Origin of the sequence: Clostridium beijerinckii, from assembly GCF_036699995.1 — a bacterium.
Classification (GTDB): Bacteria; Bacillota; Clostridia; order Clostridiales; family Clostridiaceae; genus Clostridium; species Clostridium helianthi.
The window spans coordinates 5,482,501-5,506,675 of sequence record NZ_CP144906.1; the positions used below are offsets into that span (position 1 = coordinate 5,482,501).

Annotated in this window: 21 protein-coding genes; 10 read left to right on the forward strand and 11 right to left on the reverse strand. The window is 31.3% G+C overall.

The genetic code is table 11. The features are described from left to right. Positions 1–273 precede the first annotated feature (273 nt). From pdxT to PZA12_RS24545, 3 genes are all read right to left on the reverse strand, one after another. Positions 274–846, reverse strand: a complete 573-nt coding sequence (gene pdxT, locus PZA12_RS24535; protein ID WP_103699185.1) for a pyridoxal 5'-phosphate synthase glutaminase subunit PdxT — start codon at positions 844–846, stop codon at positions 274–276. Between the two features lies 1 nt (position 847). Further along, positions 848–1,717: a pyridoxal 5'-phosphate synthase lyase subunit PdxS gene (gene pdxS, locus PZA12_RS24540; RefSeq protein WP_103699184.1), complete on the reverse strand. Its 870-nt coding sequence runs from the start codon at positions 1,715–1,717 to the stop codon at positions 848–850. 269 nt (positions 1,718–1,986) lie between these two features. Beyond that, on the reverse strand, positions 1,987–2,946 hold the full coding sequence (locus tag PZA12_RS24545) for a TRM11 family SAM-dependent methyltransferase (protein ID WP_103699183.1): 960 nt from the start codon (positions 2,944–2,946) through the stop codon (positions 1,987–1,989). Between the two features lie 435 nt (positions 2,947–3,381). Here PZA12_RS24545 and PZA12_RS24550 point away from each other — a divergent pair, with 435 nt between their 5' ends. From PZA12_RS24550 to PZA12_RS24570, 5 genes are read left to right on the forward strand one after another with little or no spacing between them, the layout of a single operon-like run. Beyond that, positions 3,382–4,536 carry an ABC transporter substrate-binding protein gene (locus PZA12_RS24550; RefSeq protein ID WP_103699182.1) on the forward strand — a complete coding sequence of 385 codons (1,155 nt, stop codon included), beginning with the start codon at positions 3,382–3,384 and terminating at the stop codon, positions 4,534–4,536. A gap of 24 nt (positions 4,537–4,560) precedes the next feature. After that, a complete protein-coding gene (locus PZA12_RS24555; protein WP_012061192.1) occupies positions 4,561–5,436 on the forward strand; it encodes a branched-chain amino acid ABC transporter permease in 876 nt (291 codons plus the stop codon). Between the two features lie 9 nt (positions 5,437–5,445). Then, a complete protein-coding gene (locus PZA12_RS24560) occupies positions 5,446–6,411 on the forward strand; it encodes a branched-chain amino acid ABC transporter permease (RefSeq protein ID WP_077309996.1) in 966 nt (321 codons plus the stop codon). 4 nt (positions 6,412–6,415) lie between these two features. Next, positions 6,416–7,174 carry an ABC transporter ATP-binding protein gene (locus PZA12_RS24565; RefSeq protein WP_012061194.1) on the forward strand — a complete coding sequence of 253 codons (759 nt, stop codon included), beginning with the start codon at positions 6,416–6,418 and terminating at the stop codon, positions 7,172–7,174. Between the two features lie 2 nt (positions 7,175–7,176). After that, a complete protein-coding gene (locus tag PZA12_RS24570) occupies positions 7,177–7,881 on the forward strand; it encodes an ABC transporter ATP-binding protein (protein WP_103699181.1) in 705 nt (234 codons plus the stop codon). 64 nt (positions 7,882–7,945) lie between these two features. Here PZA12_RS24570 and PZA12_RS24575 read toward each other — a convergent pair whose 3' ends face one another. Further along, positions 7,946–8,179: a hypothetical protein gene (locus PZA12_RS24575; protein ID WP_206491027.1), complete on the reverse strand. Its 234-nt coding sequence runs from the start codon at positions 8,177–8,179 to the stop codon at positions 7,946–7,948. Between the two features lie 80 nt (positions 8,180–8,259). Beyond that, on the reverse strand, positions 8,260–8,439 hold the full coding sequence (locus PZA12_RS24580) for a hypothetical protein (protein ID WP_103699179.1): 180 nt from the start codon (positions 8,437–8,439) through the stop codon (positions 8,260–8,262). Positions 8,440–8,667: 228 nt separating this feature from the next. Here PZA12_RS24580 and PZA12_RS24585 point away from each other — a divergent pair, with 228 nt between their 5' ends. The 3 genes from PZA12_RS24585 (at position 8,668) to PZA12_RS24595 (ending at position 11,878) form a co-directional block, all read left to right on the forward strand. After that, positions 8,668–8,817, forward strand: coding sequence for a hypothetical protein (locus tag PZA12_RS24585; protein ID WP_181006040.1), 150 nt, complete (start codon positions 8,668–8,670; stop codon positions 8,815–8,817). A gap of 265 nt (positions 8,818–9,082) precedes the next feature. Beyond that, positions 9,083–11,218, forward strand: coding sequence for a sodium-translocating pyrophosphatase (locus tag PZA12_RS24590; RefSeq protein WP_077841263.1), 2,136 nt, complete (start codon positions 9,083–9,085; stop codon positions 11,216–11,218). 240 nt (positions 11,219–11,458) lie between these two features. Then, on the forward strand, positions 11,459–11,878 hold the full coding sequence (locus PZA12_RS24595; RefSeq protein WP_023976232.1) for a CGGC domain-containing protein: 420 nt from the start codon (positions 11,459–11,461) through the stop codon (positions 11,876–11,878). A gap of 41 nt (positions 11,879–11,919) precedes the next feature. On the opposite strand, the gene PZA12_RS24600 is transcribed toward PZA12_RS24595, so the two are convergent. Further along, the gene (locus PZA12_RS24600; protein ID WP_103699178.1) at positions 11,920–12,810 is read right to left on the reverse strand and encodes a DUF4474 domain-containing protein; all 891 of its coding nucleotides are present in this window, start codon (positions 12,808–12,810) and stop codon (positions 11,920–11,922) included. Positions 12,811–13,015: 205 nt separating this feature from the next. Here PZA12_RS24600 and PZA12_RS24605 point away from each other — a divergent pair, with 205 nt between their 5' ends. Together PZA12_RS24605 and cooS are read left to right on the forward strand one after the other, a co-directional pair. Further along, positions 13,016–13,429 (forward strand): RrF2 family transcriptional regulator, encoded by a 414-nt coding sequence (locus PZA12_RS24605; protein ID WP_103699177.1) that lies wholly within the window; start codon positions 13,016–13,018, stop codon positions 13,427–13,429. Between the two features lie 112 nt (positions 13,430–13,541). Beyond that, complete coding sequence (cooS, locus tag PZA12_RS24610) at positions 13,542–15,416, forward strand: anaerobic carbon-monoxide dehydrogenase catalytic subunit (protein ID WP_103699176.1); 1,875 nt, start codon at positions 13,542–13,544, stop codon at positions 15,414–15,416. Positions 15,417–15,675: 259 nt separating this feature from the next. Here cooS and PZA12_RS24615 read toward each other — a convergent pair whose 3' ends face one another. From PZA12_RS24615 to PZA12_RS24635, 5 genes are all read right to left on the reverse strand, one after another. Further along, on the reverse strand, positions 15,676–16,875 hold the full coding sequence (locus PZA12_RS24615) for an FprA family A-type flavoprotein (protein ID WP_012061204.1): 1,200 nt from the start codon (positions 16,873–16,875) through the stop codon (positions 15,676–15,678). A 42-nt stretch (positions 16,876–16,917) separates the two neighbouring features. After that, complete coding sequence (locus PZA12_RS24620) at positions 16,918–18,822, reverse strand: acyl-CoA dehydrogenase family protein (protein ID WP_078117638.1); 1,905 nt, start codon at positions 18,820–18,822, stop codon at positions 16,918–16,920. A gap of 447 nt (positions 18,823–19,269) precedes the next feature. Continuing rightward, on the reverse strand, positions 19,270–19,749 hold the full coding sequence (rlmH, locus tag PZA12_RS24625; RefSeq protein ID WP_078117637.1) for a 23S rRNA (pseudouridine(1915)-N(3))-methyltransferase RlmH: 480 nt from the start codon (positions 19,747–19,749) through the stop codon (positions 19,270–19,272). A gap of 158 nt (positions 19,750–19,907) precedes the next feature. Then, a complete protein-coding gene (locus PZA12_RS24630; protein ID WP_078117636.1) occupies positions 19,908–21,335 on the reverse strand; it encodes an MFS transporter in 1,428 nt (475 codons plus the stop codon). Positions 21,336–21,890: 555 nt separating this feature from the next. Then, positions 21,891–24,065, reverse strand: coding sequence for a methyl-accepting chemotaxis protein (locus tag PZA12_RS24635; protein WP_078117635.1), 2,175 nt, complete (start codon positions 24,063–24,065; stop codon positions 21,891–21,893). Between the last annotated feature and the right edge of the window lie 110 nt (positions 24,066–24,175).

Below are 24,175 nucleotides of genomic sequence, written 5' to 3' on the forward strand. Positions count from 1 at the left end.
ACTTCTACTTTCTACTATTGACACACTAGGTATAGTTAACTATTTATTACTTAGTAGATAAGTATATGATCTTATATTTAAAACCACATTATATAAATATGTATAAATTTATGCTACATAAATTCACTTATGTTTTTTATTAGATTTTCTTCTCCTGACTTCAATAAATGAGTTTAATTAATGTAAATAGAAAACCACTAAAAGATACATGGAAATTATTTTATAAAGTATACTGTTTAGCAGTTTCCTATCAGCCTTAGCATTTTATTTATATTATTTTATCCATTTACCCTTTAGAAAATAATTTAGAAATGTTAAATCATTTGTTAACTCGGGATGAAAAGATGTTACTATAATATTATCTTGCTTAGCTGCTACTATTTTATTATCTATTTTGCATATAATCTTCACATTTTCTTTAATTTCTGTTATATAAGGAGCTCTGATAAAAACAAGTTCTATTTTCTCTTTAGATACCTCATCTATTGTTTCAAATGTTTTAAAACTGTCTATTTGCCTTCCAAATGCATTTCTTCTAACTTTGACGTCAATTAGCTTAAGGTAGTTAGATTTCTCATTCTCTATTTCACTTGCTAGCAATATCATTCCAGCACAAGTTCCCCATGTAGGTATTCCACTCCTTATTTTCAGCTTTAGTGGTTCAATTAATCCAGTCATTTTTAGAAGTTTTCCTATGGTAGTACTTTCTCCACCAGGTATTATCAAAGCCTCAATATTATTTAATTCCTCTTCTCTTTTAACCTCAATCCCAATATGCCCCAATAAGTTTATCTGATTTATATGCTCAATTACCCCTCCCTGTAAAGCCAAAACTCCGACTATCATTTTACCATCCTCTTTCGGCATATTGTGTTTTTATTTCATCTACAGAAATTCCACTCATTGCACTTCCTAAATCAGTAGAAACTTCTGCTAATTTTTCTGGATCATTATAATAAGTAGTAGCTAATACAATAGCTCTTGCTCTTTTTTCTGGATTATCAGATTTGAATATTCCTGATCCTACAAATATACCATCGCTTCCTAACTGCATCATAAGAGCTGCATCTGCTGGCGTTGCTATTCCTCCTGCTGCAAAGTTAACAATCGGTAATTTTCCATTTTCCCAAACATACTTAACTAACTCATATGGTGCCTCAAAACTTTTAGCTACAGTCATTAACTCTTCTTTTGATGAAAATCGTATTTTCTTTATTTCTTCATTCATGGTTCTCATGTGCTTAACAGCTTGAACAACATCACCAGTCCCTGCTTCCCCCTTGGTTCTTATCATGGATGCGCCTTCACCTATTCTTCTTAATGCCTCACCAATATTAGTTGCACCACATACAAATGGGACACTAAAATCTTCTTTATTTATATGATATTTATCATCTGCTGGTGTAAGCACTTCACTTTCATCTATAAAGTCAATATTTAATGCTTCCAAAATTTGTGCTTCTACAAAATGTCCTATTCTAACTTTGGCCATGACAGGAATTGAGACTGCCTCTTGTATTTCCCTTATCATTTTAGGATCCGACATTCTAGCTACTCCACCTTCCTTTCTTATGTCGGAAGGAACTCTTTCAAGCGCCATTATCGCACATGCCCCAGCTTTCTCTGCTATTATAGCCTCATCTTTATTAGTTACATCCATAATAACGCCACCTTTTAACATCTGAGCAAGATTTCTATTTATTATCCCTCTTTCCATAATACATAAATCCCCCTTTTTTCTAAGTTACTCATATAATAAAATATGTATGGATACAAATGCAAATGTATCCATACAATAACTGTTAGTTTAATTAAATAATTTAAAATATAAGAATATAGTATTATGATGAAACAATAATCCGGAATTTGTTAATAAATAAGAATTAATGACTAAAATACATAGACTAGGCTTCTAAAAATACCTTCAAAATAAGAATATTTTCAGAAGTCAATCTAAAATTTTCTTCATATTAAATTTATAACTTTCTACTCACAAATATTTATATATCTCTTAAACTTACCTTTGCATACATATGATTTATCAACTATTTTAAAACCTGCATCAGTAATACAATCATCCATCTCTTCAAATGTAACTATGACTAGTCTAGTACTTATTCTGCGTGCACTTCTAATTAGAGATGTTTGTTCTTCTATGGTAGTTGGAGTAAACAGCCCATATGGTAAATCTATGATAGCAGTATCATATTTCTCTTCAATCTCATTCATATCTCCGTTAGTCACTACATTCTCATATCCGTAAAACTCCAAGTTCTTCTTGGCATTTTCTGCGATGCTTTTATTAATCTCACATCCTACAACATCAATTCCCATTGAAAGCGCTTCAAGAATAACTGTTCCTACTCCACAACATGGGTCTATTAATTTGCATTCTAGATTGTTTTTAACTGCTATATTAACTAGTGCTCTAGCTACTCTAACGCTTAAAGAATTTGAATATGAATACGGCTTATTATCATGAATATGCCACTTATAATCGTTTTTCTCGTACATTCCAAATATCCATTTCCCGCAAATTCGTGTAACTCCAAGGATAACTTTAGGATTGTGAATTTCAGGCTCTCCTGTTATTACAAATCCTATCTGGCTAAGACTTCTAAGACGTTCTTCATAATCTATATCACTATATTCTGTTCTTAAGTAACAGACCTTAAACTCGTCATAAGCTAGCTTATCTTTTATGATGTTGTCTATTATTTGTTCTAAAGAATCTTCTTCATATACTACTGAAATCATTTCTTTTATAAACGGACTCCTTGATGCACTAATATAAAAATCCGAAAACAAATACTTCTCACTTGGTGTTTTACCAAAAAGACATTTCATCTCTAACTTACATAAATCTTCTTCAAATACAGGATACTTAATATAATAAAAATACTTTTTATAATTATTGCAATTTAATTTTATTATTTTTTTATTCAACCAATTCACCATCTTCACTTTAAATATAATCTAAGTATTAATATTATTCTTTTCAACAATAACTGTCTATATATATCAATAAATCAACCTTCTTACTTATTAATATTATTTATAAATCGCAATCTTAGTCTGCTGTTATTCAAAAATTATAATCATCCTTAAATCGAGAACATTTTTGAAAACACTCACACTTTTTCAACCTATAACTTTACTCAACATAACATTATTTTTGATTAATTTATAAATCATGATAACGTTTTTATAATTATTTTATTATTTTTTATATAAAATATTAAATATCAATCTTGTAATAATTACTCCTATATGTTATTATATCAACAATATATACGATAACTTTATAGCATTTTATCAAAGTATTATAAAATTAATTATTATTTTAATATTATTTTTTAAAGTTAAAAGGGGGATAAATATATGAAAAAAAGTTTACTATCAGGAATCTTAGCCTCTGCTATGGCTATTACTCTTCTTGCTGGTTGTAGCGGGAATTCAGCTGGAGGTGGAAATAACGGAGATACCATCAAAATTGGTGCTATTGGACCATTATCTGGTGCCGCATCTACTTATGGAGTTTCAGTAAAAGAAGGTGCTCAATTATTAGAAAAAGAAGTTAACGATGCAGGCGGAATCAATGGAAAAAAAATTAAATTTGTTTTTGAAGATGACCAAGCTGATCCAAACTCATCAATGCAAGCTTTCAATAAACTTGTTGATGATGAAAAGGTAAGCGCAATTTTAGGACCTGTTACATCAGGTGCAACACTTGCAGTAGCACCAAATGCTACATCAAAACAAATTCCAATGATTACTCCAACAGCTACAGAACCAACAATAACTAAAGTTGGTGGAGATTATATGTTTAGAGGCTGTTTTGTAGATTCATTCCAAGGAGAGGTTCTTGCAAAATATGCTAGTGAAAAATTAGGAAAGAAAACAGCTGCAGTTTTATATAACTCTGGATCAGATTATTCAAAAGGAATAGCCGATAGCTTTAAATCAAAATTTGAAGGTGCTGGTGGACAAGTTGGTGAATTCTTAACTTATAATGATAAAGATACTGACTTTAAGGCTCAATTAACAAAAATTAAGAGCTTAAATCCAGATATAATCGTATTACCTGATTACTATAATGTTGTTGGTCTTATTGCTAAACAAGCTAGAGATATGGGAATAACTTCTCAATTCCTTGGTGGAGACGGATGGGAGTCAGAAGAATTAACTAAAATCGGTGGAAAAGCTGTAGATGGTGCATTATATATCAATCACTACTACTCTGGAGACTCAGATGAAAATGTAAAGAAATTTGTTGAATCATATAAAAAGGAATATAACAAAGAACCAGATTCTTTCGCTGCTCTTTCATATGACACATCTAAAATATTAGTTAAAGCAATAGAAAAGGCCGGAAAGACAGACGGTGCTGCTATTAAAGATGCTTTGGCTTCAATGGAAATGAACAGTGTTACTGGAAACATCAAATTTGGTAGTGATAGAAGCGCTATAAAGAGTGCTGCTATTATTAAAGTTGATGGAGATAAAAAAGTTTTAGCTGATAAAGTTAATCCTTAATCATTAAAAAGGGAGGAATATACAATGGAATTTTTACAACAAATCATTAACGGTTTAGCGTTAGGTAGCGTATATGCCCTCCTAGCATTAGGATATACAATGGTATATGGAATAATACAGTTAATAAATTTTGCTCATGGTGAGATTTATATGATAGGAGCCTTTTCAGGCTTCTATTGTGCTTCAACATTAAAATTGCCATTAATTCCAACATTATTAGTTGCTATGGCAGTTTCAGCATTATCTGGAATAATTATAGAGAAAATTGCTTATAAGCCTTTAAGAAATTCTCCAAGAATTGCTTTGCTTATTACAGCTATTGGTGTTTCTTTATTCCTACAGAATGCTATGAGATTATTAGTTGGATCTAATCCAAAACCATTTCCGGATTTAATTAATGCTGGGAGTATTAATATAGGAACTATTCAAATTGATATAAAGACAATATTAATGTTTGGAGTTTCTGCTTTTCTAGTTGTTTTACTACAATTTATTGTTTATAAAACTAAAGTTGGAAAAGCCATGAGAGCCTCTTCTCAAGATATGGAAGCAGCTTCTCTTATGGGGATAAATGTTAATAATACTATTTCCCTTACTTTTGCAATAGGTTCAGCCTTAGCTGGTATAGCTGGAGTTTTAGTTGCAATATCTTACCCTAGTATCACTCCTTATATGGGAGCTATGCCTGGACTTAAAGCTTTTGTTGCTGCAGTACTTGGTGGAATTGGAAGTATACCTGGAGCCCTTGTTGGTGGAATTGCTATAGGATTACTTGAAACTTTTGCTAAAGCTTATATTTCAACTAACTTCTCAGATGCAATAGTATTTGCAATTTTAATTATAATACTTTTAATTAAGCCTTCTGGTCTATTAGGTAAAAAGACCAATGTGAAAGTGTAGGTGTTAATTATGAAGAATTTATTTAATAAAAAAAATATTTGTATAATTGTTGGAGTTTTAATAACATATGGAGTGCTATTTGGCTTAATAAGTGCAAATGTTATTAATTCATATTACAAAGGAATCATTACTTTCGCTTTAATAAATGTTATTTTAGCCGTATCCCTAAATTTAATTGTTGGATTTACTGGTCAATTATGTTTAGGACATGCTGGATTTATGTCCATAGGTGCATATGTATCAGCTATAATAACACAAAAAGCGCATATGCCGTTTGTTGCTTCAATACTTATTGGTGCTGTGGTTGCATGTATATTAGCGGCACTAGTTGGATATCCTACACTGAAGCTGACAGGTGACTATTTTGCAATAACAACCTTAGCCTTTTGCCAAATTATCCAAATAGTAATTATGAATATTGATACAGTTGGTGGCGCACGTGGGCTTACCGGTATCCCAACAAAAACAACTTTTACAGTTGCTTTCATATTCATGATAGCTAGTATAGTCATAATAAAAAATATAATTAACTCGTCCCAGGGTAGAGCAATGCTTTCTATTCGTGAAAATGAAATAGCCGCTGAATCTATGGGAATTAATGCATTAAAATACAAAATGATGGCATTTGTTATAGCTGCCTTTTTTGCTGGGCTTGCTGGTGGACTTTATGCTCACTATTCTGGATATATAAAACCAGATCTTTTCGATTTTAACAAATCAATTGACTATCTAACTTTTGTTGTATTTGGTGGTATGGGATCTTTGTCTGGGTCAATTATTTCAGCTATAATGCTGACTTTTTTACCAGAGCTTTTGAGAAGTATGGGCGATTTCAGAATGGTTATATATCCATTAGCTTTAATACTACTTATGATATTCAGACCTGAAGGATTATTCGGAGATAAAGAAATTTCTCTTAAAATCTTTGGTAAATTAATACCAAGCAAAAAATCAGATGATAGAGAGGAGGCTTAATTCAATGCTAGAAGTTCAAAATTTATCAATTGTATTCGGTGGATTAAAGGCAGTGTCAGATTTTAATCTAACAATAAATGAAAAAGAAATTGTCGGGCTTATTGGACCTAATGGCGCTGGTAAGACTACTGTATTTAACATGTTAACTGGTGTTTATACTCCAACTGAAGGTACTATATCTTATCTTGGAGAAAAGATTCAAGGTCTTAAACCCTATAATATTACACAAAAGAAAATAGCCAGAACTTTTCAAAATATACGTCTATTTTCTCATCTTTCTGTTCTTGATAATGTTAAAGTAAGTTTTAACTATAGAATAAATTATTCTATATTTGATTCCATCTTTAGAACTCCTAAATTTAGGAAAACAGAAGCTGAAATTATAGATAAAAGTATTGAACTATTAAAAGTCTTTTCTCTCGATGGAAAAAAAGATGAGTTAGCTAGCAATCTCCCTTATGGCGAACAAAGAAAACTTGAGATAGTAAGAGCCTTAGCTGCAAAGCCATCTCTTCTATTATTAGATGAACCTGCTGCTGGTATGAATCCTCAGGAAACTGTAGAACTTACCAAGCTTATAGATTGGATTAAAGATAAGTTTAATATATCAATTCTTTTAATTGAGCACGATATGAAGCTTGTTATGGGAATCTGTGATAAAATAGCAGTTCTTGATTACGGAAAAAAAATTGCTGAAGGCACTCCAGAAGAAATAAAAAATAATCCTAAGGTAATTGAAGCTTATCTAGGAGAGGGGGCTTAAAAATGCTAAAGGTAGAAAATATTAATCTATATTATGGTGTAATTCATGCACTAAGGGACATTTCCCTTGAAGTAAAACAGGGTGAAATAGTGACATTAATAGGTGCTAATGGTGCTGGTAAAACTTCTACTCTTAGAGCTATATCAGGCCTTGAACCAATAAAATCTGGTACGGTCACTTTTAAGAGCTCTGAATTAAACAAGGTTGCAGCTAATAAAATAGTTTCTCTAGGTCTTTCCCATGTACCAGAAGGAAGAAGAGTTTTTCCTCAGCTATCGGTCTTAGAAAATCTAGAACTAGGTGCTTATTTAAGAAACGATAAAGCAGAAATTAAAAAAGACATGGAAATGGTATTTGCTAAATTTCCAAGACTTAAAGAAAGAATAAAGCAACAAGCTGGTACTCTTTCTGGTGGTGAACAGCAAATGCTTGCAATCGGAAGGGCTCTTATGAACAGACCTGAAATGCTTATATTAGATGAGCCTTCAATGGGGCTTGCGCCTCTTGTTGTTAAAGATATTTTTGATACAATTGTTGAAATTAATAAATCAGGAACAACTATACTTTTAGTTGAGCAAAATGCGAATATGGCCCTTGCCATTGCACATAGAGCTTATGTTCTTGAAACTGGTAATATAGTAAAATCCGGTGATGCACAAGTTCTTCTTAATGATGAAAGTATTAAGAGTGCATATCTTGGTGAATAAATAGTTAAATTAAGTTACTATAAAAAAAGACTGATACCCAAATCAGTCTTTTTTTAATAGTGACTTAATCTAATCTCTTTTTCTTATAGGCATAAACAAAAATTCCAGCACCAATTATAATCCACAATAGAATTACTAATATATTATAAGCAAAATTTATATTTAAATGTTCATTAGTAAAAATTCTGCCTAGCAATATTTGCATGTTATAGTTAGGTAAAAAATTAGCTGCCATTCCGGCTATATTATTCATTTTTGCTAAAGTGCCCGCTAAAAATATAACCATGAAAAACGGCATTCCTATGGTTCCTGCACTAGCCTGATTTTCTGCTAAAATTCCTATTACCGCTCCAAGTTCTTATAATCACTATGTTTTATTTAGTCTATATATATTTCACCACTACCGATTACTTCTTTATCTAATATAAGATCTATTAATGTATTACTAAACTCTCTATCTGCTTCAATACTTACCAAACTTCCCTTTTCAACCATAAGATTTATATCGTTTATGAAACTATTAGTTTGCTTTTTATATAAATTTTTTATTTTCAACATTATAAATTATTCTCCTCGACTTATACATTCATTTAATTAATATACATTATAGGTAAATTATTACACCAGTTTGTAATGATAGCAATAGTAGGCTTCAACATTCCATAAATACCATAATGTAAAATTCAATTGAATTTCATATTATATTAAATTTTATAAACGACGAATAGATAATTTTATTAATGATAAACTAAATTTGTATAAATGAAATAAAAGGAGGTTAAGTTTATGAGTTACGAAGAAAAAGAATCTCTAAAGAATGAGGCAAAAAAAATGATGATTGATGGAGAACATTGGAGTACAATTAGAGAAAAAACTCATCTAAGACTAAAAGATTTACGAAGAATTCAAAGAGATGAAATAAATCCTAAGTTCTAAACTTGAAATTAATTACATCTAACAATTATAGATACTGCTATAAATTAAAATACTATGATTTTATTACTAATTACTAAGCAAAGTAATATATATTTAGAGGTTTCTCCAAACTTTCTATAAGTATATATTTACTTTGCTTATTTTATTTTGCTTAAGCATAATATATATTATAGAAAAAGTTGAAAATTTTTGAATTTTCTGAATATTTTGTTGTATAATATATATGTATAACAAATTTATATAAAAAATAAAGGGGATGTTTTAAATGGTACCATATTTTATGCTTATTTATAGTGTTATAATTATTTCACTTATAGCAATCATTTATTTGGTCAGGTATACATTTTCTCAAGACAAAGGCACTAGCCAAATGCAAGAAATATCAACTTACATTAAGGAAGGTGCTATGGCATTCATTAAAAGACAATATAAAACCATCTTTGTTTTATCCATTGTTGCTTTATTTTTAATCATACTTTCTAACTATTTCGGCAATGCATCAAAAGGTCCAAGCTCTGCCATATCTATATCTTTACATACAGGTATAGCTTTTATAACAGGCGCATTCTGCTCAGCTTTATCTGGCTATATTGGTATGTATATGGCTGTTAATTCTAATGTAAGAGCTGCTGCTGGCGCAAAAAAGGGGTTAAACAATGCTCTTCAAATAGCTCTTAAAGGTGGTGCTGTTACTGGACTAGCGGTTACTTCCCTATCTCTTTTAGGTGTAGCGTCTCTATTTCTTATCTATGGAGGTATTTCTGGAAACGATACTTTAATTAAAGAAGCCCCCTCTCTTATAGTTGGATTTGGGTTTGGTGCTTCCTTCGTCGCGTTATTTGCTCAACTTGGTGGAGGTATATATACAAAGGCTGCCGATGTTGGTGCTGATCTCGTCGGAAAGGTTGAAGCTGGTATCCCTGAAGATGATCCTAGAAATCCTGCTGTTATTGCTGATCTTGTTGGTGATAATGTAGGTGATTGTGCTGGTAGAGGTGCGGACTTATTCGAATCTACAGCCGCTGAGAATATAGGTGCTATGATTCTAGGCGTTGGGCTTTACCCTATATTTGGATGGAAAGGAATACTATTTCCGCTTGTTGCTCGTGCCCTTGGTATCATCGCTTCAATAATAGGTATTTTTGCTGTTAAAGTTAAAAATGATAATGATGATCCTATGAAAGCTTTAAAAGGTGGATTTGTTATCACTTCAATAATTAATTTAGTAATATTATTTTTCGTAGTTAAAGATATGTTAAGTGGTTCACTTACAACTGGTGGACAAGTAAACTATATATATCTATATGGATGTGCAGTTGCTGGAATACTTCTTAGCTATGTATTTGTAGTTTTAACTGATTATTATACTTCAATAACCCATAAACCTGTTAAAGAGATAGCTAATGCTTCTAAAACTGGAGCTGGAACTAATATAATAACTGGATTATCAGTTGGCATGGAATCAACTGCACTTCCTGTTGTTTGCATATCTATTTGTATATTTATATCTTATAGATTAAGCGAAATGGCATTACCTAATGTTGCAAATGCAGGTTTGTATGGTACAGCAATTGCAACCATGGGAATGCTTTCAACCTGCACATATATTCTTGCCATGGATACCTTTGGTCCAATTACTGATAATGCCGGTGGAATTACAGAAATGTCTGGAGCTCCCGAAGAAATTAGAAATGTAACTGATAGATTAGACGCATGCGGCAATACTACAAAAGCATTAACCAAGGGTTATGCCGTTGGTTCAGCTGCACTTGCTACTTTTCTATTATTTTCTGCATATCTAGATGAAGTAAAAAAACTTCTTGGAAAACCTTTAGATTCATGGTTTTCGGTTGATATAGGTAAGCCTGAAGTATTTATAGGTGGTTTTATAGGTGCTATGATAGTATTTCTATTTAGCTCTACAGCTATCCGTGCTGTTGGCAAGGCTGCTCAATATGTAATACTTGAAGTTAGACAACAATTTAAAGAAATACCAGGAATAATGGAAGGAAAATCAAAACCTGATTATGCTCGTTGTGTTGATATAGTTACAAAAGGTGCTCTAAAAGAAATGGTTCTTCCTGGAATCATAGTGATTTCTGCTCCTATAATCGTTGGAATCCTTCTAGGGAAAGAAGCTGCAGCTGGATTTTTAATGATAACCACCATTTCTGGTGTTATAATGGCTCTCTTCTTAAATAATGGCGGTGGCGCATGGGACAATGCAAAGAAGCTTATAGAATTAGGAGAGCACGGTGGTAAAAATTCCGAAGCACATAGAGCTAGTGTCGTTGGAGATACAGTTGGCGATCCATTTAAAGATACCGCCGGCCCATCACTCCATGTACTTATAAAACTCGTAAGTACTTTAACTTTAGTATTTGTCGCATTATTCGCATAAATTAATATTATTTATTTATAAAGAGGATCTGTAGTATATAATTTAACGCTGCATATCCTTTTTTTATAAGTTCCTCTAATTTTTTTACTAATCTATAATGCTTTTATTTTGTCACTTATACTAAATTATATTTAATACCTTATATACTTTTATTGAGATATAATTAATTATATAATTGTTCTATATACAACTTATGTATACAGTTACTAATCACTTATTTAAAAAGGGGGCTAAAATTTAATGGATGAAAAATATGTAGTTATTATCCAGTGCGACATTGCTCATAACCGTTGTAGTGGATTTGCCTGTACAAATGCCTTTTACAACAGAGATGACGTTTTTAAAAATTACAACGAATCAACCAGATATATTTCCTTCACCTGTGGAGGATGCTGTGGAAAAAGTATTGCTACTAAATTAGAACATCTCTCGAAAAAACTTAAGTTAAAAAATAACATAAATAAAGAAGATGTTGTGATACATCTATCATCTTGCATGACAAATGATAATTATCATTATGATAGATGTCCTCATCTAGATTATATTAAATCTATTGTATCCAAAAAAGGATATAATAAAGTTATAGAAGGTTCTTATATAAGTAAGAATGCTGAGAAAAAAAGAGCCAATGGCAGTTATAACTGCTATGACTCAATATAAATGTAAAGGCAGGATATATATTCTGCCTTCCTAATATTACGTTACTCAGTTTCAGTATTTTTCATGCTTCTCAAATATTTTCTCAATACTGCTTTATCTACTATTTCTGAATAGATTTCTGGTGCCTGTTTCTGAATTGCATTTATTTTATCTGTTAAATTATTATATATTCTAGTAATATCATTATATTTATCGCATAACAGTTTATTTTTCATTTGTATGATCTTATCAGTCTGCTCTGTCCTAGTAATAGGTTGAGGAGTATGCGGTTTATCAAATGTTAAACCTACAGTATTTCCATTTACAATAAACTCTTTATTTTCTTCATATCCTATCTTTTTTATTGCTTGTACAAAGGAACTGCACATTTCTTCATCCTTTAAAGTAATATTCAAATACATGACTAGTTCAGAAGGCTCTGAATATTCACCAAGTTTAAAGCCTGCTAACCACCAATGCTTGTCATCTAACGCGAAAAGTGTTTTTCCATTCTTTTTTAGCAAAAGAGAGATTGTTAATCTATCTTCATCGCTAGCGCAATTATAAAACATATACTTATATACTTCTGGTAAGTTTAATATAGGCTTTTCAGCTGTATAAATACCGACTTCACATCCAGTATTCAAATCGTATTGACCTTTCCATAATTCAATTAACCATATTCTATTATTATATTCAAAGTAGATTGGTTCACAATCTACTATCATTCCAAAAGGTGCTGATGCTTCATCATACAATCTACTATATCCCATATTTCTTTGCCATGCATTCATATTACTATAAAATATATCTTGTACTGGATCATAATCATAACCAGCAATCTCTATTCCTTTATCTATTGGCTTTTCAGATTTAATAATTCCCAATAAACTTTTATTCATATTTTTCAGTATACGGATTCCAGTAAGCATTGTTATAAAAGATCCAAACATAAGCCTCACCTCAAATAAATTGCTTTACTTATATAGTATTCCCTCTATAATCATTATGTTAAAAGACACTCATGAATTTTATTTAATGTATATTATTATTTATTCTATTTAATTGCGATATCGCCATAACCTAAACATTGACAATTACAAAAAATTGTACTATGATAAATTATACCAAACGGGTATACTTTAAGGAGTAAATTTTATGAATATTAATCAAGAATCTGATTACGCATTTAGAATAATACTTATGCTATCCAAAGAAGGTTTAGATAACAAACTTGATGCAAAATCTCTATCTGAAAAAGGAAATATTCCTCTTAGATTTTTATTAAAACTAACTAGAAAGTTAACTCAATCAGGAATATTAAAGTCTTATAGAGGTGTTAATGGTGGTTATGCTATAACTCGGGAGCCTAAAGATATAACCTTAAAAGATGTGGTTGAAGCTATACAAGGTCCAATTATTGTGACCAGATGTGTTTACGATGGCAAGGCTTGTAGTGCAAATAAAGCTGGTCACTGTTCTATACACAAGGCTTTATACAATATTCAAAATACAATGATAAATGAACTAGAAAAGGTTAACTTTGATAAACTAAAGAATGATCCATGGTAACTTTATACATGTAAATATAAGAGGCGAAAGCCTTTTATATTTTCTTAAAACTATACCTCTTTAGTATACTTTTGGTTGAATATTAAATATAAAATTAAAGGAGATGATCAATATGTCAATGTGCACATCAGCAGATTGCAAATTATGTGAATTTTTATCATCAAAAGAAGATCTAGAAACATCATTCAACAGAGTTGAAACACAAAAAGCAAAATGTAAATTCGGAAAAGAAGGAGTCTGTTGCAAACTCTGCTCGAATGGTCCATGTAAGATAACACCTAAATCACCTAAAGGTGTATGTGGTGCGGATGCTGATACTATCGTATCAAGAAACTTTTTAAGAGCGATAGCAGCAGGTTCCGCATGTTACCTTCACGTAGTGGAAACTACAGCAAGAAACCTTAAAGATATTGGTGAAGGAAAAGGTAGTTTAAAAATAAAAAGCCCTGAAACATTGGATAAGCTTGCTAAAATATTTGATATTGTTGAATCAGATATAAATGCCAAAGCAATTAAAGTAGCTGATGAAGTTCTTAGGGATTTATATAAACCAAGATTTGAGAAAATGGAATTGGTAGAGAAATTAGCTTATGCTCCAAGATATCATAAGTGGAAGGAATTAAATATTTTACCTGGCGGTGCAAAATCTGAAGTTTTTGATGCTCTAGTAAAAACTTCAACAAATCTAAATAGTGATCCTGTAGATATGCTGCTTAATTCACTTCAACTTGGAATTGCTACTGGAATATATGGTCTAGTGTTAACTAACCTTTTAAATGATGTTATGCTAGGTGCTCCAAAAATCAGACAAGCTAAAGTTGGCTTTAGAGTAATAGATGAGGATTATATCAACATAATGATTACAGGTCATCAGCATTCTGATATTGCACATCTTCAAGATAAATTAATTGATGAGAATGTCGCAAAAAGAGCAATGGAATTAGGTGCAAAGGGCTTTAGATTAGTTGGCTGTACATGCGTAGGCCAAGATCTACAGTTAAGAGGAGAGCATTATACTGAAGTTTTTTCAGGCCATGCTGGAAATAATTATACAAGTGAAGCCGTACTCGCAACTGGTGCTATAGATTTAATTGTCTCAGAATTTAACTGTACAATACCAGGACTTGAACCTGTAGCTGAGAAATTTAATGTAAAAACTATCTGTATAGATGATGTTGCTAAGAAGAAAAATGCTGAATATATAAATTTTGATATGAGAAACGCTGAAGAAATTAGTGAAAAGATCATTTGCGAAGCATTAGAAAGCTATAAGAACAGAAGAAATAACGTCACAATAGACATTCCTAAGGATCATGGACATGATGATGTTGTAACTGGTGTTAGTGAAGGATCTTTAAAAGAGTTCCTAGGTGGAAATTGGAACGGTCTTATTGACTTAATAGCAAAAGGAAAAATCAAAGGTATAGCTGGTGTTGTAGGCTGTTCCAACTTAACAGCTAAAGGACATGATGTATTTACTGTTGAGCTAACTAAAGAATTAATAAAGAGAGATATTTTAGTTCTTTCAGCCGGATGTTCTTCTGGAGGCCTTGAAAATGTTGGTCTTATGTCTCCTGGAGCAGCTGATCTTGCAGGTGATAATCTAAGAGATGTGTGCAAATCCCTAGGCATTCCACCAGTATTAAACTTTGGTCCATGTCTAGCTATTGGAAGATTAGAAATGGTAGCAACTGAACTTGCTGAAAACTTGGGTATAGATATACCTCAACTTCCACTTGTATTATCAGCACCACAATGGCTTGAAGAGCAAGCATTAGCCGATGCTGCATTTGGACTATCATTAGGTCTGCCACTACATGTTGCAATATCTCCTTTTATAGATGGAAGTGAAGTTGTCACTAAAGTTTTAAAAGAAGATTTAGTTAATATAACAGGCGGTAAGCTTATTGTTCAAGAAGATGTAATTAAAGCTGCTGATGAGTTAGAGGAGATTATCGAAAATAGAAGAATAGGATTAAACATATAAGAACCCATTAAATATAGGGAATAAGAAACTATATTTTTAATATCTATAATGAATCTGGATAATAACACATTCAGATTCATTTTTTCATTGAAATACATATTATGAATTAACTTCTTTATCCTATATAATTGATTTTTTAATAATATGTCGCAACATTATGAACCTTCAAGCTAATCTTAAGTACTATTATCTTTATTATAATTTTAATCAACTCGTTATTATAATTTACGAGTTGATTAAAATTCATATCTTTTCTGTATTATTTCATTGATTCAATAATGCTATCAGCAATAGATTCCATTAAATCCTCATCGCTTTCTTTCATGCTAGAATTAATTGAAATTTCATTATCCAAAATAGTCATATCTTTCATTTCTTCTAATAATTCACGCATTAATTTACCTGATTGAGGCGCCCATGATCCATTTTCAATAATAGCAAAAGTACGTTTTTGAAGGTTTAATGCCTTCATATCCATTATATAGTCAAGCATTGGTGGATAAATCTTTAAATTATAAGTAACTGATGCTAACACAACGTGACTATATTTAAATGTTTCAGAAATCAGATATGAAACATGAGTTTTGGAAACATCATACATAACTACATTGGTAATACCCTTCTTAACCAATCTTGTTGCTAACTCATTTGCTGCTGCTTCTGTATTACCATACATTGTTCCATAAACAATCATCACGCCCTTTTCCTCAGGTGTGTAGCTACTCCATTTATCGTACTTATCAAGTAAATATCCAAAATCATTACGCCATACTGGTCCATGTAACGGACAGATAATCTTAATATCTATAGTGCCTGCCTTTTTTAAAAGAGCCTGAACATGAGGCCCATATTTACCTACAATATTTGTGTAATACCTTCTAGCATCATCAATCCAATCACGATCAAAATTTACTTCATCGTTAAATAGCTTTCCATCTAATGCACCAAATGAACCAAAAGCATCAGCTGAGAATAATACTCCATTTGTAGTATCATATGTTACCATAGCCTCTGGCCAATGTACCATAGGGGCAGAAACAAATACAACATTATGCTTTCCAAATGACATAGTATCTCCCTCTTTGACTTGCTCTACCTTATCTTCTATTTGGAACCCGAACTGATGCATAAATAAAAATGCCTTCTCAGTACATATTATCTTTACATTAGGATAGCGGATAACAATTTCTTCAATACACGCTGCATGATCAGGTTCCATATGGTTAATGACCATGTAATCTAAGTCTCTATCTCCTAAAACTCCCTTAATATTCTCAAGAAATTGTCTGCAAATTGACCAATCTACAGTATCAAATAGCACTGTCTTTTCATCTAAAAGTAAATAAGAATTATAAGAAACACCTCTTGGAATAGGATGAACATTTTCAAAAAGAGCTAGACGACGATCATTTCCTCCTATCCAATAAAGATCTTCTGTTACCTCTCTAACACAATACATAGCTAATCCTCCTTTAAACAAAAAATTTATTTATTACCTGCTTTAAACTTCTATAAACATATCTTTTTCTTCACCACAAGCTGGGCAAGTCCACTCTTCAGGTAAATTTTCAAAAAGTGTTCCTGGGTTTACTTCGCCTTCTAAATCACCTACTCCTGGATCATATTCATAACCGCATCCATTACATACATAATGTTTCCAAGTTGGAGTGACTTTCTTTGGAATAGCTCTCTTCATCTTTTTCATTGGTGGAGCCTCTTTCTTCGGTTCACCATTGTCTAAAGCCTCAATAAGTAGAGGTAGTATTTCCATCAAATCACCAACTATACCGTAATCTGCGTTTTTGAAAATCTTTGCATTAGGGTTTATATTAATTGCAACAATTGTAGAAGCATCCTTTATACCTTTTAAATGTTGACCTGCACCTGAAATACCACATGCAATATAAAGGTTTCCTTTAAATTTTTGCCCTGACATACCAACGTAACGATCAATTGGAACATATTTTAAAGTTTCAGCTACTGGTCTAGAAGAACCTATTGCTGCACCAGCCTGAACTGCAAGCTTTTCTATAAGATGCATATTTTCCTTTTCTCCTATACCTTGGCCCACACTAACTACTCTCTCCGCCTTGCTTATTGGAGTATCTATAGGAATTCCTACAGAAAAATCATATCCATCCTTCTTAAGAGCTTCTACAAGAGAATTTACTTTCTCTTCAGGTGTACCATCTTTATAAATTACCTTCTTACGATATCCTGTTGCAGGTTCCCTCGAAGTTTTTGCTACACTCTCTGTTTTTGGCATTTTTCCTATAATATTAGCGGCTATAACAACACGCTGGATTTCATTAGTTCCTTCATATATAGTGCAGATTTTAGCATCTCTATAGGCACGCTCAACTTCCATACCTTTAAGGTATCCGCTTCCCCCAAAGATTTGAAGAGCATCGTTGACAATCTCAAGACAAACATCAGAAGCATATTGTTTAGCCATTGCTGCTTCCATGCTGTAGTGCTCATGATTTCCTTTAAGCTCTGCTGCACTGTAAATAAGGAATCTTGCTGCTCTAAGTTTTGTGGCCATATCTGCTAATTTAAAAGCGATTATTTGTTGCTGGCAAATAGGTTTACCAAATTGAACTCTTTCTTTTGAATACTCTAAGGCATTCTCATAAGCACCTTGTGCTATTCCTAGAGCTTGGGCAGCAATACCGATACGTCCACCATCTAATGTAGACATAGCAATTTTGAAACCATCGCCTTCTTTACCTAATAAATTTTCCTTAGGAACTTTTACATCATTAAAAATAAGCTCTGCAGTAGCTGATGAACGAATTCCCATCTTATCATAATGCTTACCAAAACTAAAACCTTCTGATCCCTTTTCAACGATAAATGCACTAATGCCTCGTGTACCAATATTTGGGGTAGTCACTGCAAAAACAATATAAATATCTGCTTCGCCACCATTAGTGATAAATATTTTCTCACCATTTAAGATATAATAATCTCCTTCTAGTACAGCAGTTGTTTCTGTTCCTCCTGCATCACTACCTGCATTTTCCTCAGTCAAACCAAATGCTCCAAGCTTTTCACCCTTTGCTAATGGTACTAAATATTTTTGTTTTTGCTCCTCATTTCCAAAAGCTGCAATTGGATATGTTCCTAATGATGTATGTGCAGATAAGATTACTCCAGTCCCGCCATCAACTCTTGATAATTCCTCGACAGCTATCGCATAGCTAATCACATCTAAGCCAGCTCCTCCATACTCCTTTGAATACGGAATACCCATCACTCCCATATCAGCTAGCTTTTGAACTACTTCCGAAGGGAATTTATTTTCTTGATCCAACATAAATGCAATAGGTTTAACTTCCTCTTCAGCAAATTCTCTTATTTTTGTTCTCAAATTTTCATGTTGTTCTGTAGTTTTGAAAAACATAAATACACCTCCCTTTAATTATACGGTTTCACTAATGTAATTCTATGAAATCTGTAAAACCATATTCCCAATCATATTCCTTAAATGTATACCTAAACCGTATACATTTATTGTATACCTCTAAGGTATACTTTTCAACTGTTATTTTATCTATTTTATTCCATAATAGACAATTAAAGCTTAAAACTCCTCTTCTTTTAAAGATAATATAACTTTTCCTTCCATTATCTTATAAAAGCAATTATTTTTACTTGTAAAGTTTTTCTTTATTTGTATTCCCCCTTATTTAATTTAAGATATATTTAAAGTTTCTATATTTATATCAACACTTATAATTATGCTATTTACAATACTATTATTAACATTAATATAAACTATAATAAAAAAAGCAGATACGAATTACGTAACTACTATTTTTTATTGATTTAATTTATTTTTCTTTTATGTCTACTTATGATATGGTTCACCTTTAATTATTCTAAATCCTCTATAAATTTGCTCTAATAGCATTACTCTAAAAAGCTGGTGTGGAAATGTCATCTTTGAAAAGCATAATTTATAATTAGCTCTTGCTAAAACACTTTTTGAGATTCCTAGGCTTCCTCCTATTACAAATGCTATATTTGGATTTCCTGTTACCCCCAAGTTATCTATATATCCTGCAAACTCTTCTGATGTTAGTTGCTTTCCACCTAAATCCATTGCTATAACGAACATATTGTCTTTAATTTTATTTAGTATTCCTTGCCCCTCTTTCTCTTTAATTACCTCTTCTTCCTTTTCTGAAGCATTATCTGGTGTTTTTTCATCCACCAATTCAACTATATCTAATTTGCAATACCTTCCTAATCTTTTTGAATATTCTTCTATAGCATCCCTTAAATACTTTTCCTTTATTTTACCAACTGTTATTATCGTTATGTTCATTGTTATCTCCTTTAATTATTTTATGAATACCTATATTATAACTAAAAATAAAAACTGTAGCTAAATTCTTTACTCAGCTACAGTTTTTATTTTTCAATACTATTTATATTTTATACTAAGTTTTAAACTAATAACAATTAGAATATCATTATATTCCTTTATAGAGCTTCAACTTTAGCTCTAGATTTCGTCTTATATAATCTGTATGCTGTTAATACCGCTCCTAATGCACATATTATAGCTGCAGCAACATATACATATTGCATCCCATATACAAAAATATCATCTCTTCCCTCTATATATCCTGTAACATGATATCCTATTTGACTACTCATCCTATTGTATAAAAGAGTTGTTGATAATGATATTCCAAAAACCATTCCCAAATTTCTAACCAATGCATTTATGCTTCCAGCAATTCCTAAATTTTTTGTATCTACTGTAGACATAACTAATGAATTATTTGGTGACTGAAACATTCCATTTCCTAGTGTCATTATTGCTATAAAGGCAATTAATGCACCTATGTGAGAATACTCATTTAAAGTTGATATCAAAAATAAACCTAGACTAGTTCCAATAAGTCCTAAGAATGTTAAAACTTCAGATCCTATTCTATCTGATATATACCCACTCATTGGAGCAACAACTGATAAAATTATTGGTGATACCATCATTAATACACCAGTAACTGAAGGAGCTAGTTTCATCACGTATTGTAGGTAAAATGGCAATATAATATTTGAACAACTTATTGCCACAAATGAGATGAATGCACAAAAAATACTGAGCGAAAATAATGAATTACTAAATATCTCTAGTTTCAATAATGGTTCATCAATTCTTTTTTCAACAATTATAAATGAAATAAATAATATAATAGAGACAACAAATGATATAATGATTCCTATATTGTCATATCCAATTTCCTTACCAAAAGTTAAAGCACTGAATAAAAGTACCATAGTTGACCCAAATAAAATTGCACCTTTTATATCTAATTTTTCATTTGAATTATTAGAACTTTTAGGAAGTGTCTTCATTGCCAAAGCCAATGCTAAAATTCCTATAGGCACATTTATTAAAAAAATATACTGCCAACTTAAAATCGATACAATTATTCCTCCCACTGGTGGACCTATCATTGAACCTAATGCTACAAAAGTTCCATTTAACCCTAATGCTCTTCCTCTTTCATTTCTTGGAAAAACCTGAGTTATAATTCCTTGACTTGTAGACATGGTTCCTGCAGCGCCAATTGCTTGCAATATTCTCGAGAAGACTAACATTACTAATGAATTAGATAATCCACATAAAAGTGAACCAATCGTGAAAATAATTATACCCAATTTAAAAACTGAAGTTTTACCCTTAATATCGGCTAATCTTCCAAATATAAGAATAGTTCCTACAATAACTATTAAATAACTCGTTACTACCCATTCTATAGATGCCATGCTTACTGCAAGCCTCTGCGACATTACAGGAAGTGCTACATTCACTATACTGCTATCAAGTGTGGACATAAATGTCAGTAGTACAGTAGTAAATAATATTAACCATCTTTTTTTATCCGTACTTTCCATATGTTTTATCCTTTCTGTTTATACATGTTTTATCTAGCTGTAAAAATAGAGTTTATATACAATATCGAAACATTCATAAACCTAATCACACCTTATATGGTTGCAAATGCAACTATATAAAATTATAATATATTTTTATTATTTACACAAATGGTATGATAATTCTCTAAATATAAAAATATAATCCACATTTTAAAGTTCAAAAAAAAAATTATCCACATTTTATTCTAATTCTATGGATAAAGTTCTTTATATTATTTGTACAGTTTTAATATATATGTTCTAAAAAGTTTGCTTCATAAAAATTTATCTTAAAGAACTAACTAGTCCAAGTTAGATAATTTTATAGCAAATTAATTAGATTAACTTGATACTTGTATAAATTAAATATCCTATAATTATTAGATCATGCTTTTAATAAACTGTTATAGGAAAAACTACGTGCAAATAATGTTTTCAAATCATAGATTAAAAATTCATTAATAATGAAAACTTACTATTAGCTTCTTTTAACATTAACAAAAGCATGATATTAATTATATTTTATACTATTATTTACTTTAATTTAAATGATCCAACCATCTCATTTAAATTATCTGACGAATATTCCAGTACATCAGTTGCTTGCTTTAGTTGCCTTATTTCTAATAATATTTTCTTAACCATAGACAATGATTCTTCACTCTTATTTGAACTATTTTCGGTAGATTGTTCTATTTTATCTGCCATAGTGCTTACATTATTCATAACATCTCCAACACTTTGGCTCTGGGTCGAAGTTATTTGTGATATTGACTGCATCGCATTAGCTATTATATTTACATCATCATTAATATGATCAAATGATTGAATAGATTCTTTTACACTCGCTGTAGATATATCTACCTTAGTATTTATCTCTTCTGCATATTCAAATGTTGCTTGTGTCTGTTTTTGGACTTGATTAATAACATTGCTTATTGACTTGGTAGCACTTTCTGTTTCTAGTGCTAATTTAGATATTTCTTCCGCTACTACAGAAAATCCTTTTCCACTCTCTCCTGCTCTTGCAGCCTCAATTGATGCATTAAGAGCTAGAAGTTGTGTCTGCTTACTTATATTTCTTATGACATTAATTACTTCGCTTATCTCCTGTGAATATCCCTGTAGAGTGCTTACAGATTGTACTGTATTATCAATAGTCTTTTCTAAATCCTCCATATTACTCAATACTTCTTTTGATATGCTTTGCGCCGATGCTGCACTTTCATTAGTTCCTTCAACTATACCTGATACTTCTAATATAAGACTATCCATTTCTTGAATAGATGCTGTAATATCTGAAAATTTGTTTTTTGTATTTTGGAATACTAGATTTTGGTCTTTAGAATTTTCCAGTAAAGTTATCACTGTATTTTCAATGACTCCCATTCCATTTTTAACTTCGCTTGTTATATTAGAAACTATATTTACTGATTTTTTTGTAGTTTTAGCTGATCTTTTCACTCTATCTAACATGCTCATCTGATTATTTATGAATTTATTGAACCATCGTGACAGCTCTCCGATTTCATCTGATGACATTTTTTCAACTCTTTTTGTTAAATTTCCTTCACCTTCCGCAATATCTTGTAATATATTTATCGTTCTACTTAAAGGGGATGAAATCATTCTTTTAGATATTAATAACGAAAATAATGATAATATAATCCACATTGCTATAGATGTGAATATACTATTATTCGGTGATAATTTAATTGCTATAAAATTTACTGCAATTAAAATTGCTGATATTATTGATATAGATATTGGCATCTTTAAATTAATACTTTGAAAATTATATATCTCAGCTATATCACCTTCACACATCATTCCCCATACCTCATCACAGTTCGGGGGTTTTATTAATGTTCCCTTACCTCCAACCATTATATGTCTGTAATCTGGATATCCAGGCCAACAATCTAGGTTTTCACCATTTCTAATTGTATTTTCAACTCCTCGATGTAATTTACTTGTAGCTGGATCATTAAAAATTATTTCAAATTCGGTATGCTCTTTAATTCTAACTGTACCCCAACTCTTTGTTTTAACTCCATCTTTAAGATTCTCACCTAAAGTAAATGTATTATCCTCAAATCTGCTTCTAGATATTGCTGTTCCGGGCTTAATATCTCTGCTAGTCTTCACCATAAATAAGTAATTATCTCCAGAATCCTTATATATATGAGTATCCTCATCTTGAATTACGTTGCTCATATCATCATTTAGTGTTCTGCAGCATAATATTCTAATTTGATTACTGTGATTTTTGCATGTACTGGAAAACATTAATGTAACATCATCAGCAAATTTCTTATTACTTATATCAGTATGTAGGGTTCTTTTATCAATATATGGTCCATACATTAAAGGCCTACCTTCTAATCCTGCTTTTAGATTAGGTAAATCACTCATATCTAATCCAATATGCTCTTTGCACGAAGAAACTGATACTATTCCTTTCTCATCTAAAACAAATATTTCACAAAAGTCCTCATGCTTTTTTACGGTTTCAATTAAATAATTACATACTATATTATCATTGTCTTCTAATGCCACAAGTGAATTCTTAATATTTTCTAATTGTGCCCACTTGTCATTAAACCAGTTATCTAATGCCTTTTTTCTTCCATTTGATATTCCTTCAAATACTTTTTCTGAATGTTCCTTTAGATTTCTATTCAACAGATATTTAAGCTTTAAACTCATAGCAATCCCCCCATATATTATTCGGTACTGTCAAAGTTTTTTATCTAACTAAGGCAGCAACCCTTTAATTTTTCTTATTTTTTATATAAATAACTTGCCACCCCCAAAAA